The sequence below is a fragment of the Opitutaceae bacterium genome, from assembly GCA_015075305.1.
Classification (GTDB): Bacteria; Verrucomicrobiota; Verrucomicrobiia; order Opitutales; family Opitutaceae; genus UBA6669.
Map to the genome: position 1 here is coordinate 46,820 of JABTUS010000007.1, position 13,134 is coordinate 59,953.

Genomic DNA, 13,134 nt, shown 5'->3' on the forward strand with positions numbered 1-13,134 from the left:
CCAGCATTTGGTCACACCAGTTGACCAGTGAAAGATTTTTCCGTGGAAACCACTCAAAAAGGAATGTCCGAATCGCCGGCCGGGGCGCCGGTGCTTCCCTATCGGGACACAAAGCCCCAGGGTGCCGCTGGATTCTACAGCGCCATCAACGCCACGTTCCGTTTCTTCCTGAATCGCTTTGGCGAGGAAAGCTGGAAGCGGTATCTGACGGACCTCGGACGCGCCTATTTTGCGCCCGTGAACCAGCAGTGGCGTGCGGGTGGACTTGGCGCCGTCGCGCGCTACTGGCGCGCGTTCTTTGCGGCTGAGCCGGGTGCGGAAGTCGTCGTGGAGGAAAAGCCGGATCGCGTTGAAATCCATGTGAGGCAGTGCCCGGCGATAAAGTTTCTTCGGGAGGGCAGGCGTGACATAGTCCGCGAGTACTGCCGCCACTGTCACTACCTTGGCTCCGCAAGGGCGGAGGCTTCCGGCCTGACCATGCGCCTCTCGGGTGGCAATGGCTCCTGCGTTCACGTATATGCGCGCCCGGAGGCCGGGCTTCCGCCGCAGAATCCCGCGGATATTCTGGAGGTGACGTCATGATCGGATGCTACGATTTCTGCGGGCACTATGAATGGACCTTTGCCTGGCTTGAACGGGAGGGCGGGCATGAGCTGGTGCGCGACTACTGGAGGGAGGCGATCGCGGGCGACAGCCAGCTTCCTGCTCTCGAGTTGATCAAGCGGGAGGGGTTTGCCGGAATGATGAAATACTGGGGCCACGTCCTCACTGAGGAGTCGCCCGACCTGGGCTTTTCGGTCACACAGAAGCCCGACGTCTTTCGCATCGACATCCACGACTGCCCATCGAAGGGATTTCTCATCCGAAACGGGCTCGAGCAGTACAGGGATTATTGTGACCACTGCATTGGCTGGATCGGACCGATGATGAAGGAGGCGGGCTACGTCATCGACCATGAGCACAACCACTGCGGGCAGTGCTGGTGGGAGATGCGAAAGGCCGGAGCCCCTGCGGGCCACGCCAAAGTCGGCGAGGTGGCCGGCGCGAAGGACGTGCAATACCGGCCGGAATGGCAGCAGGCGGGCGCGCATCTGGATCGCTACGACAAGGCGAACGATCCGGACGACAAGATGCCCTAGGCGAATACGGCATGGTGCATGGCGCTGGCGGTCAGATGCAACGTCCGCCGTCGACCTCCATGCACACGCCGGTTACGAACTCCGACGCCGGGTCGGCGAAAAAAACCGCGGCATTGGCGACGTCACTGGAGCGGCCGAGCCGGCCCAAGGGAATCGAGGCGATGAATTTTGCCCGGTTTTGCGCGTTGTCCGCCGCGCCCATGAAGGTCGTCAGCAGGGGCGTTTCCGCGATGGCGGGATTGATGGAGTTGGCCCGGATTCTTTCCGGCGCGAGTTCCACCGCCATTGATTTGGTGATCAACGTCACCGCGCCCTTGGATCCGTTGTACCAAGCCAGCCCGGGCCGTGGGCGAACTGCCGCCGTGGATCCGATGTTGATGAAACAGCCACCGCCCTGACGGCGGAAAACGGGCACGCAGCTTTGGGCCGAATGGTAGATGCTCTTCACGTTGACCTGGAATATGCGGTCAAACTCGGCTTCGGAAACCTGCAGCATCGGCTGGTTGGCGTGGCTGATGCCGGCGTTGTTGACCATCACGTCGAGTTTTCCGAAACGACTCAGGGCGGCTTCGACCAGCGCCTGCATGTCGGATGCCTTGCTGACGTCAGTCCGGACAAAGATCGCCTCCCGGCCGGCGTTGGTGAGGGCCTCCGTGACGCGCTCGCCATTGGCGGCATTGATGTCGGCGAGGACGAGCTTTGCGCCCTCGGTGGCGTAGCTCTGGCAGATGCTTTCGCCGAAGCCGGAGCCTCCGCCGGTTACGATGGCCACCATTCCGGCGAGGCGGCCTTTGCCTGGATTTGTCGAGTTCATGGACGTTGAAATTGTGCGGAGGGGATTCTGACCGCGGGGGTGCGCGGAGGCGACAGTAGACAGGCGGAGGCTTGCGCGGTGCAAATCTGGAACGCCTCCTGCAACTGGAAAAACCATCTGACCACCTGGCTGCGGTTGTGCGGCCGGGCGGCTTGCGGCACCAAGCGGAAGGCCTTTGCATTCGCCTGATACCGCATGAAGACACGATTCGTTTTCCCCAGCCTTATTGCGCTGGCCGTCCTGTCCGCTCTGGTCGCCGCGGAACGCCCTGTGATCGTGACCTTTGGCGACTCCACAACGGCGCCAAGGCCTCCCTTGACGGTCTATTCCTCGCTGCTTGCCGGGAGGATCCATGAGGAACTGGGCATGGACGTCGAAGTCATGAACGCAGGTGTGCCCGCCGATACGACGCGGCGCGCGGCCGTGCGGTTCGAACACGATGTGCTGGAAAAGAACCCGGTGCTGGTCGTGATTCAGTTTGGCATCAATGATGCCACGATGGACGTCTGGAAAACGCCGCCGGAGACGTCACCCCGGGTGCCAAAAGCGGAGTACCTGAAGAACATCGCGAGCTTCATCGAACGCTGCCGTCAGCGCGGCATTCATGTCGTGCTGATGACGCCGAACCCGGTGTCCTGGTCGGAACGCACGCTCGAACTTTATGGCCGGCCGCCCTATGACCGGAACGACCCGGATGGATTGAATCTCAATCTGCGGCCCTATACCGCGGCACTTCGACGGCTTGCGGCTGAAACAAACACGCCCCTGGTGGACGTCATGCAGGCGCATGATGATGCGGCCAGGGCTGGAGGTCCTGCGCTTGTTGGTGATGGAGTGCATCCCAATGACGCCGGTCAGCGGCTCGTGGCCGACCTGCTCATGAAGTTTCTGCATTCCCACCGGGAGTATCTTGTCCCCGTCCGCGCTGCAGAATCCGCAAGGCGGGGCGGGTGAGCGAGTGACGGACTGACTCCCTTCGCGAAGGAAGCCTGAGCAGTTCATTCCGCTTTCTCGCGACGGAGCTTCGCAGGTGTGCCACTGACTGATCAATGGGCGGTGTAACCGCCGTCGACCGGGAGATTGATGCCGGTCACATAACGTGCCGCGTCGCTGAGGAGGAAGATGACCGGTCCTCCCAAGTCGTGCTTGTCCGCCATGCGTCGAAGAAACGTGGCCCGGGCGTAGCGTTCCACGAAGACCGGATTCTGACCGCTCAGGAAGCCGCCGGGAGACACACAGTTCACACGGACATCGCGCGGACCGTAGTGCGCTGCGAAGTAGCGCGTTAGATTGACCATGCCGGCCTTGTGAAAGAAGTAGTCGGGGATGGCGTGCATGCCCAGTCCCTCATAGAGGGCGTTGTCGGGTCCGACCATTCCCTGGATGGAACCGATGTTCACGATGCTTCCGGATCCGGCCTCGGCCATCAGGTCCCCGCAGGCGCGGCTCAGCGCGAACAGGCCGGTTGCGTTGGTCTTCATCGACGCCTCCCAGTCGGCGAGCGGGGAGTCGAAGGTTTTCATCGGGCGGGCGACGGCGTTGTTGACGAGTCCGTCGATGCGGCCGAAGCGGGCCTTCACCCAGTCGCGCAGCCGGAGGATGGATGCCTCGTCGCTCTGATCCAGCGCATGCGCCACAGCGCTGCGACCGAGACCGCGCTCCTCTGCGGCGACCTGTTCGAGGGCTGAGACGTCGCGCGAGGCGAGGACAAGCTCGGCTCCGGCCGCAGCTATCTGCGTGGCGAGTCCCCGGCCGTAGAGGCCGGCGCCGCCGGTGAGAATCACGACCTTGCCGGTGAGGGAGAATTCGGATGGAGAGGGTTGTGACGAGGAAGGTGTCATGGTGCAACAGGCCGATTCTCCCGCCAGGACTGCAATGCAGCGAGATTGAAGCGAAGGGTCTGGATGCCTTCTTCGAGCGAGCAGAGCGGTGTCTGTTTACCTGCGCAGCCATCGAGGAAGTGAGCGGCCTGCGCGATGAAGCCCTGGTCACGCTCCGCTTTGGGCAGCTGGCGCCAGGTCCATTCCGAGGCGCCGCGCGCCATCGTGCCCCAGCGAAAGGCCTGCATCTCGATGCGCACGGATCCGTTCTCGGCGTGGAAATCCAGGCGGGTTTCCGTGGGCGCCTGGAACTGGTTCAGGGAATAGGACACGAGCGCACCGGCGTTGCGGGCGGCGACGTTGACGGTGTCCTCCACTTCGACGCCCTCGAGCACCTGGTGGGAGGCGTCGCAGTACACGCGTTCCGTGGGGCCGAGCACCCATTCGACGCAGTTGGCCATGTGCGTGAGCGCGTCCTGGATCGCGCCTCCGCCCTGGGTGTGGTCTCGATAGTAGATGTCCCGGTAGGCGGGGCGGGCCGACGGAAAGTGATGGCCGGTGGCGATGGTCGCGTGCCTCACTGCGCCGAAATTGCCGGACCGGATGAACTCACGCGCGGCCTGCAGGGTGGGATTGCAGTGGTGGATGTAGGCGATCGCGACAAATTTTCCGGCGCGGTCGCGCGCAGCGACCAGGCTGGCGGTGCCGGCCGTTTCCAATGCGAGGGGTTTCTCGATCAGGACGTGCAGTCCCTGATCAAGCGAGGCGACAGCCATGGGAACATGGAGGGGCGCCGGGGTTGCGATCACCACGGCCTGAAGCGACGGGTTGCGCAGGGCCTCCTTCCAATCGGCGGCCACGGACACTCCGTACGTCTCCTGCATTCGCGCTCGAATTTCGGGCCGTGGGTCGCAGGCAAGGACGCTGGTCCGGCCCGTGGCGAGGAATGTGCGGACGTGACGCTCCCCGATGGAGCCGCAGCCGATGACGAGGCAGTGAACGGGAGGGGATTGCATGGATGGAGGAAACGAAGAGGTGGTCGCCGCAGACGCTTCAGAATTGCCAGACGAGGTACAAGCGGATCGCGGCGGTCATTTGTGATGACCAGCGGGAAAGCAGGGGCACAGTCGTTGCTGACGGGCTTCGCAAACAGGATTCTCACTCGCCCATTTCCGGTGGCAGTGGTGCGGCCGGGGTGGGTTCGATCCTGACAGTGCGGCCTGTTTTCGCGGAGAGTTCGGCCGCCTCGATGACGCGTGCGGTGCGCAGGGCGTCGCCGAGCGTCGAGGGCGGAGCGGCGCGGCCTTGTGTGGCGGCGATGAACCAGCGGATGAACGCCTCTCCAAAAACGCCGCCGTAAGAGTTGGATTCGGGAAGGTTGAAGGTTTGCTGGCGGATGGCGGATTGTCCCGCCTGCGGCGGCGCCTCGATCTGCAGGAGCGGATCGAGGCCCGGCCAGACTATCCGGCCCTTTCGTCCGTAGAATCCGAGGTAGGAATCATAGCCCTTGGTGTTGACGTAGCCTCCTCCGCTGAAGGCGAGACAATAGCCCGCATGGAAGGTGCCGATCGCGCCGGAGCGGAATCTCAGCGCGAGCGTCGCGGTGTCCTCCACGTCGATCGCCTCGCCTGAAAGCGTCGCAAGGTATCCGGTGACCTCGGTGATTTCGTCGTCGGGAACATGGTGCAGCAGGTCGAGGCAGTGGCAGCCGAGCCAGAGCAGTATGCCGCCGCCGGAATATTTCCGCTGAAACAACCAGTGCCTGGGATTCCGAAACTGGACCTGGGTGGTGAGGAACCGCGTTTCCATCGACGTCAGGTTTCCCACCAAGCCATCGCGCAGCATTTTTCTCGCGGCGACCATGCATGGGTGGGCGCGGCGCGAATAGAGCACGGATGCCGTCAGACGCTTTCGGTCGGCGATTTCCTGGAGGGCGAGAATCTCCGCGGACGTGAGAGCGACGGGCTTCTCGGCGAGCAGATGAATGCCAGCGGCCAGCACACGCTGTGCAACCGCGGCCTCGCGGTCATTGCGCATGCAGACGAGCGCGAACTGCAGGCCGGGTTGATCAAGAGCCCTGTCGAGGTCAGCGGTTGTGAGCGCCACTTTCGGACGTTGGGCCAGTTTCGTGGTGGCGACGAGCGCGGCATCTTCGTCCCACAGGACCACGCTGGTGATTTCCGGCATGTTCTCGAACGTGGTCAGAAGGATGTCGGTGTGCGGGTGGGAGAGTCCAAGCAGGGCGGCTCGCATGACGGGCGCGATGGTGCGCGGAGGGGAGGTGCGAAGCAATCAAACAGCCGGTCCATCGATTGGGCAAGTCTGCTTACCAGATGGGCTGGCCGGACGACGGCGGAGTCACGGAATATCCGTGCCGGCCGGCATGGAGCCCAATTTGGACAAATGATATTACCAGTACGCGGAGTTTGTGATGCGCGCGGCGACGCTCCCAAGTTCCGGATCCCTTCGCCCCATTGCGCTCAAGTCCACATCAAGAACCACCCACACCCATGCACATGCCTATCACCCTGCCGCGCTTCCTCGATCCTCTCAACGGTCTGACACGGAGTCTCATGGCGGCCATCACGTTCGTCCTGATGTCTGCGGCGACACTTGCGCAGGCACAGGTTTCAACCTCCACGGGCTCGATCAAGGGCGTGCTGACGGTTCCTCCCATCACTGCGAAGTCGATTGCGAAGGTCACCGTGACGATTGTGGAGACGGGGCAGGTTTCATCGGTGGATGCGGGAGGACACTATTCGTTCAGCGATGTCCGACCCGGGACGTACACGCTGCTGGCCGCGGGCGAAGGCTTCTCGCGACTGCGGATCACCGAGGTGCCCGTCACTGCGGGCCAGGCGACCGGCGTGGAGGCGCGGGAAATGCCCATCCTCATTGCCGATGGGCGGGTGCAGGAGCAGGCTGAAACCATCCAAAGTCAGCGCGAGACGGACGTGTTGAAGCTGGACAGATTTGTCGTCGAGGGTGCGAAGCAGCGCCCGTTCACGGATTCGAACATAGACATTCCCCGCACGGTGAATGACGTGCAGCCCTACCGCATCATCACAGGGGAGGAAATGGCGTTCTCGGGCTCGCTGACCGTCGAGGATTTTCTGAAGGAGAAGCTCTCAATGGATGGCACGGAGCGCTCGAATTCACAGATCTACACGGGTGGCATTGGTACGACGAGTTCGATCAATCTCCGCGGGCTCGGTCCTGACCGCACCCTGGTGCTGATCAATGGCCGGCGCGTCCAGGGCACCGACCAGCAGGTGGGCAATACGTACGGCATCCAGCCCGATTTGAATTCCATTCCCCAGGCGGCCATCGATCGCATCGAGGTGCTGCCGACGGGCGCATCAGCCATCTACGGCGCCGGGGCGATCGGCGGCGTGATCAACGTCGTGCTGAAGCAGAATTACACCGGCGGCCAGGCATCGGTCACCTATCAGAACTCCTTCGACACCGACGCACCCACCCGCGTGGCGAACTTCCTTTACGGCGTTGCGCTGGAGGGGGGAAAGACGCAGGTGCAGATCACAGCCACCTATCGGGACGTGGCGCCGATTCTCTATCAGGACAAGCCGGAGATCGCGCTCCGCGGGATAGCGAACGTCCTGGCCAACCGGCCGGGGACCTATTACAGCAACACCACTCCGCCCTCGCTGGGAACCACGACAAACATCGCCCTCTTCACCGGCACGGTGAACGGATACAGGAACGCGCAGAACGCCACCCTGACCCTGAAGGACGGCACGCCGCTAAAGTCGCTCATCACGCACATTCCCATCGGTACGACGCCCGGCACGCCGGTGGCCACGCTCAATGCGGGACTCCTGGCGAATGCGGGAAAATACAACCTCGAGATAGACGGTGGCGACGGCGTCTACAGCTTGAAGAACGAGATCGGCCTTTCCCCAACGATCAAGGCCTACTCGGCCAGCGTCACCCGACAGATGACACCCTGGCTCCAGTTGATGGGGGACTTCCGATTCGGTGACAATCAGGGGCGTCAGATCTACAACCGCATTTCCCGTGCCGTCGTTTACACCGTCCCCGGGAACGCCCCCGACAATCCGTTCAGGGAAAACGTCTCCATTCACTTTCCCTCCGAACTGGGCACCATGCTCAGGACGCACACGATCACGAAAATCGCCAGTCTTGGAGCTGTCGCGCAGTTGCCGGGGGACTGGCGTGCTCTTGTGGATCTCAATTGGTCCGAAAATCACCACCGCTTCTATTCCTTCGTTGACGACACGGTGGCAGGCAATGCGGCGCTGGCCAACGGCACATTAAATCCGTTCGTCGACACGACGCTATATCCCGTCGATCTGTTTGCCTATGTCGCCACCTACCGCTATGACGGCACAGCGACCAACCGGTCGATTTCCGCCCGGGTGTCCGGCACCGCGTTCGATTTGTGGGCAGGTCGTCCGATGTTCACCATCGGAGCGGGACGCCAGATTCAAGGCTATGATGACACGAAAATCATGCAGCGCATGCCCTTCACCAAGACGAGCAGCGTGGATTTGGTCTATCTGCCGCAGAAAGCCACGACGAACCACGCCTATACCGAAATCCAAATCCCCCTGGTTCGTCCCGAGACCCGGATTCCCTTGGTGCGGAGCCTCGACATGCAGGTGGCGGGGAGGTACGAGCAGTTCGAAGTCGGCACAGGCACACCGAGCTACTCATACTATATGGACCGGGTTCCTCCGGTGACCGTCTACGCGGCGCCGAACATCAACAGCTCGACGCCCCTTTTTCAGACAGCCAAATATGGTTCAATGAACTACACTGCGGGGTTCAAGTACATGCCGCAGGAGGACGTGATCCTGCGGGTGTCACTTGCGACAGCGTTCATCCCGCCGACGGCGGGCCAGTTGCAGCCCTCGCCTCTGCCGAGCACCGCGCTCACCCAGATCGAGGATCCGGTGACTGGGGAGGACTACGGTGTGCAGACCCAAGGCGGCGGCAATCGCGACCTGAAGCCGCAAAACACCGTCAACTGGAACCTCGGCATGATCTATGAACCCAAGAAAAACAAATTGAAGGGCCTGCGTTTGGAGGTGAACTATTTCCACGTCAGGGAAGATGATCTCATCGGCAGTCTGACCGCCAACGAGATTGTCAACAAGCCGGACCTGGTGGATCGCGTCACTCGCGACCCGGCCACCGGCCGGATCACGTTGGTGAACACCAGCCTGCTCAACTTGAACTACTATCAAATGGCCGGCTGGGATTTTGCCGCCTCCTTCCGCAGGTGGACCCAGATCGGGCATCTGAGCCTTTCGGCGAACGCGACCTTATATGACTCGCTGAGCAAACAGATCAAACCGGGCGATCCCTTTCGTGACTATGTCGGGTATCCCGCGCATGGCGGCGTACCGGAAATGCGGGGCAGCGGCACCTTCGCCTGGGGCCGGAAGGGACTGACGCTGGGCTTCACCGCCCGTTACGTCAGCTCGTATGGCGTCTACGGTTCGCCCGGCGCGCCGGTGGCGAGCACGGTCTACACAGGCATGCAGGGCGGCGACACCGTGAGTAGCCAGACCTACTACGACATCTTCGGCAGCTATTTCTTCGGTCGCAGTGGAGCAACCTCCAAGCAGAACAGGTTCACGCGCGCGATGTTGAAAAATGTGAGCTTGAGAGCGGGCATTCGAGACATTTTCGACACCGCGCCGCCCTACGACGCCTACCGCGGACCCTACTACTACAGCAATTACGGAAGCCCGAGAATGCGTGAGTACTGGATTTCTGTGCGTAAGGATTTTTAGTCAGCCTTCCCCGTTCCTCCCACGACCAGCCCTGCCATGCGTTCAATCCCCGGCGTCGCCCGTTTCTGTCTTGCTGCATTGCTCCTCGCTGGCATCGGTCACGTGGGAAAAGCCGCCAGCAAGACGGATTTCGGCTTCAAGCGGACGATCAATCCGGAATGGTTTCCGGACGATCCCCGCCAGTGGAGCCAGTACAAGCGGTCGTTGTTGATCACCGACTGGGCGCAGGTCGAGGAACGCGATGCCTGGGTCACCGGCCGGCGCGAGAAGGGCAAGTGGAAGATGCTGCCCTACGAAATTGGGACCATGAAGGGCAGGGCATTGTCCGCGTATTATTCCACCAACCCGCCGCCGGTGCGGCTGCCGCTCGGGGGCGTCAAGGGCTGGCATGCGGTGTATGTCGGTCTTTCGACCGTCTCGGGCGGCATCACCCAGGCGCAGTCCAGCGGCATCATGGCCAGGCTGGGCAAGGAAGATGTGTTTCGCCGGATGAAAAACAACATGCGCCTGACCTCGATCCGCGGCGATGTGGTGGAGGAGATCCTGCTCTCGGTCGCGAACCTCGATTCGACCGATTACCTCGAGATCAAGCCGTTTCCCAATCTTCCCGCCACGGTCATGTTTGTCCGGATGGTTCCGATCGAGGACGAGGAGCGACTGGCCTGGGAAGCGGATGGAAACGACGTCGCCCGCCGCACAGCCGTGGCGACGTTCGATGGTCACTCCTGGATCCACCCCTATCAGCCGCGCACGGCGGCGGACTTGCGCGGGGTCTTCCGGGGTTTCGAGCGCACCGACTACGGCCAGTGGTGGTTCGGGATCATGGGAGCGGATCTGGTCAACTATCCCTCCAAGGTCGGCACGATCGGGGGCGCGAATACGCTGGATTTCCCCACTGCAGCCCACGGGGAGTTCACGCGTTCTCTCCTGCACTTGATCGAGAACGGGGTGAATCCGCTGCTGGAGGCGCGCAACACGGCACGGGCGCAGGGCAGGGAGTTTCATGTGTTCATCCGGTCGCAGGCCTGGGGTGCATCGATTCCCTTTGAGGAGACCTTTGACAGCAAATTCTACCATGACCATCCGGAGTGGCGCTGTGTGGACCGCGAGGGTCGGCGCACCATGCACATGAGCTGGGCGGTGCCGGAGGTGCGCCAGCATCTGCTCGCGGTGTTCCGCGAGGCAGTGGAGATGTCCGATCCGGACGGCGTGGGTATTTTTTTCAACCGCGGGATGCCGCTGATGCTGTGGGAAAAGGCGTTTTCCGACCGGTTCCGGCAGGAGTATGGCGTCGACATCATGAAGGTGGATGCCGAGGACCGGCGGATTCATGAACTGCGGGGCAGGATCATGACCGAGTTCATGGCTGAGCTGCGCGCCATGCTGGATGGAATCGGCGCAGCCAAGGGAGGCAAGCGCTACAAGATCTCGGCATCGACCCTGGCGGCGGAACGCTTCAACACCCGTTTCGGCCTGGATCCGAAAACCTGGGTGAAACGCGGCCTGGTGGACCAGCTCAGTGTGATGGTATCCTATTACACCCCTGTCCCAGGACAGGCGTATGCACCGCCCGACATGGCCTATTACCGCGGCGTGGTGAAGGGTTCCGCGGTGAAACTCTTTCCCTGCGTCGTCGCCTGGAGCACCAAGTTGTGGAGCGAACTCAATCCCAAGGGCCTTTGCGCGCTGGTCCTCCAATGGTACAAGGACGGGGCCGACGGCATCTGCGTGTGGGATCCCCATCCGGAAGCCGGCTACGGGGACAACGCATACCAAGGCCAGCCGTTCGACCTGCTGGCTTATCTCAATCATCGCGAACTGCTCGCCTACTGGGCCGCGCACGGTGTGCCGCTCCCGGCCAACCGCCTCGTCACGAAACTGGACGAGAATGAATACAGCCCGTGGTATCCCAACACGGGGTATTAGGTCGGGGCATCGAATGACCCCGTTCAAGCGAGCGACGGTTGGGCGCGAAGCGAGAACGCTATTGGATTTCCAATGACAGCCATCTCAGCACGGCTTTCGCCTGTCGATTGGATGGCGATCGGGCTGTACATGCTGATGATGATCGCCATCGGCTGGTGGTATAGCCGCAGGAATCGCTCCGGTGGGGACTATCTTGTCGGCGGTCGAAAGATGAACCCGCTGGCGGTGGGCCTCTCCTTCTTTGTCGCGCTGTTCAGCACGATAAGCTACCTGGCCATTCCCGGCGAGATCGTGCGCTACGGACCGATCGTTTTCAGCGGGATGCTGGCGTATCCGCTCGTTCTCTTCATTGTCGGATGGTTCATCATCCCGCCCTTCATGAGATTGAAGGTGAACAGCGGATACGAACTCCTGGGGTCACGGCTGGGGGGCGGTCCGCGAATGATGGGAATCCTTCTGTTCCTGCTCATGCGGCTCATGTGGATGGCTGTGATTGTATTCGCCACCGTTGACAAGGTACTCGTGCCGCTCATCGGGTTGAGCGACGCTGCGACTCCCTGGCTTTGCATCCTGCTGGCTGGACTTACAATCGTCTACACGACGATGGGCGGGCTCAAGGCGATCGTGGCGGTTGATTTCATCCAGGCCATTCTGCTCTTTGGCGGCGTCATCCTTTCGCTCGCCCTGATCACCTACAAACTCGGCGGAGTGCAGGCCTGGTGGCCGGATGCCTGGCCCGCACACTGGCCGGAGGCCCATTTTGCCGGGCGCGAGGGAGGGGATCGCACGATTCTCGCCGCGCTGGTTTCGTCGCTTGTCTGGTACACTTGCACCGCGGGTTCCGACCAGATGGCAGTGCAGCGCTATCTGGCGACACGCGATGTGTCGGGTGCGCGCAAGATGCTGACCGTCTCGCTGGTTTCCAGTTTCCTCATCAAGGTCACGCTGAGCTGTCTTGGCCTGGCGCTGATGGCGTACGTCGTCAGGAATCCCGAATGGCTGGGCGGTGGCGGATTTTCGAGCGAGGCGGCCGACCAGTTGTTTCCCCGATTCATTGCCACCACGCTTCCGGTGGGGGTCGCCGGACTCATCATTGCGGGTCTGCTGGGTGAGGCGATGAACAGCCTTTCGTCGGGCATGAACGCCGCAAGCGCGGTGATCGGCACGGACTTCATGTCGCGCTTCCGGAGAGCCCAGCCCACGCCCGGGCAGGAGGTGCGCATGCTGCGATGGATTTCGCTGGTGGTGGGGTGTGTTGTGGTCGTGCTCGCCCTCGGCGTCGGTTACGTTGAGGGAAACCTGCTCGAGCTGATCTACAAGGTTGTCAACCTGCTGACCGCGCCGCTTTTCAGTCTCTTTTTCATGGCGTTGTTCATTCCCTGGGCAACCTCCTTGGGCGCGATGCTCGGAGCCGTATCCGGCGTGCTGGCGACCGTGCTGGTGAACTACTGGCGTGAACTCGCGGCTGCGGGAAATCACCTCTTGAATCTCGGCCTCGGCACCGAACCTCCGATCAGCTTTCTGTGGGGATCACCACTCGGCCTTCTGGTTGCGGTGCTTGTCGGCATGCTCGGCAGCCTGCTGCCATGCGGGCGAACCGTGGCGCAGCGCATGGCGGAGGCAGGAGCGGCGCCGCGCTGAGCGGACGCGCGTTT

Annotated in this window: 10 protein-coding genes; 6 read left to right on the forward strand and 4 right to left on the reverse strand. The window is 62.1% G+C overall.

From position 1 onward, the window contains the following. The first annotated feature begins 63 nt into the window (after nucleotides 1–63). Nucleotides 64–582 carry a hypothetical protein gene (locus tag HS122_13880; protein ID MBE7539487.1) on the forward strand — a complete coding sequence of 173 codons (519 nt, stop codon included), beginning with the start codon at nucleotides 64–66 and terminating at the stop codon, nucleotides 580–582. After that, nucleotides 579–1,139, forward strand: coding sequence for a hypothetical protein (locus HS122_13885; protein ID MBE7539488.1), 561 nt, complete (start codon nucleotides 579–581; stop codon nucleotides 1,137–1,139). Before HS122_13880 ends, HS122_13885 begins: the two co-directional genes overlap by 4 nt. A gap of 31 nt (nucleotides 1,140–1,170) precedes the next feature. Here HS122_13885 and HS122_13890 read toward each other — a convergent pair whose 3' ends face one another. Beyond that, nucleotides 1,171–1,953, reverse strand: a complete 783-nt coding sequence (locus HS122_13890; GenBank protein ID MBE7539489.1) for a glucose 1-dehydrogenase — start codon at nucleotides 1,951–1,953, stop codon at nucleotides 1,171–1,173. Nucleotides 1,954–2,148: 195 nt separating this feature from the next. Between HS122_13890 and HS122_13895 the strand changes: the two genes are divergently transcribed. Next, nucleotides 2,149–2,907, forward strand: a complete 759-nt coding sequence (locus HS122_13895; GenBank protein ID MBE7539490.1) for a hypothetical protein — start codon at nucleotides 2,149–2,151, stop codon at nucleotides 2,905–2,907. A 92-nt stretch (nucleotides 2,908–2,999) separates the two neighbouring features. On the opposite strand, the gene HS122_13900 is transcribed toward HS122_13895, so the two are convergent. The 3 genes from HS122_13900 to HS122_13910 all read right to left on the reverse strand — a co-directional run bounded on the left by HS122_13900 (nucleotide 3,000) and on the right by HS122_13910 (nucleotide 6,026). Continuing rightward, complete coding sequence (locus tag HS122_13900) at nucleotides 3,000–3,794, reverse strand: SDR family oxidoreductase (GenBank protein ID MBE7539491.1); 795 nt, start codon at nucleotides 3,792–3,794, stop codon at nucleotides 3,000–3,002. Next, a complete protein-coding gene (locus HS122_13905; GenBank protein ID MBE7539492.1) occupies nucleotides 3,791–4,789 on the reverse strand; it encodes a Gfo/Idh/MocA family oxidoreductase in 999 nt (332 codons plus the stop codon). The genes HS122_13900 and HS122_13905 overlap by 4 nt, the downstream gene beginning before the upstream one ends. A gap of 142 nt (nucleotides 4,790–4,931) precedes the next feature. Continuing rightward, the gene (locus tag HS122_13910; protein MBE7539493.1) at nucleotides 4,932–6,026 is read right to left on the reverse strand and encodes a Gfo/Idh/MocA family oxidoreductase; all 1,095 of its coding nucleotides are present in this window, start codon (nucleotides 6,024–6,026) and stop codon (nucleotides 4,932–4,934) included. A gap of 263 nt (nucleotides 6,027–6,289) precedes the next feature. On the opposite strand from HS122_13910, the gene HS122_13915 reads away from it, so the two are divergent. From HS122_13915 to HS122_13925, 3 genes are all read left to right on the forward strand, one after another. Beyond that, nucleotides 6,290–9,553 (forward strand): TonB-dependent receptor, encoded by a 3,264-nt coding sequence (locus tag HS122_13915; protein MBE7539494.1) that lies wholly within the window; start codon nucleotides 6,290–6,292, stop codon nucleotides 9,551–9,553. A gap of 36 nt (nucleotides 9,554–9,589) precedes the next feature. Further along, on the forward strand, nucleotides 9,590–11,479 hold the full coding sequence (locus HS122_13920) for a hypothetical protein (GenBank protein MBE7539495.1): 1,890 nt from the start codon (nucleotides 9,590–9,592) through the stop codon (nucleotides 11,477–11,479). A gap of 72 nt (nucleotides 11,480–11,551) precedes the next feature. Next, nucleotides 11,552–13,120: a hypothetical protein gene (locus tag HS122_13925; GenBank protein MBE7539496.1), complete on the forward strand. Its 1,569-nt coding sequence runs from the start codon at nucleotides 11,552–11,554 to the stop codon at nucleotides 13,118–13,120. Nucleotides 13,121–13,134 lie beyond the last annotated feature (14 nt).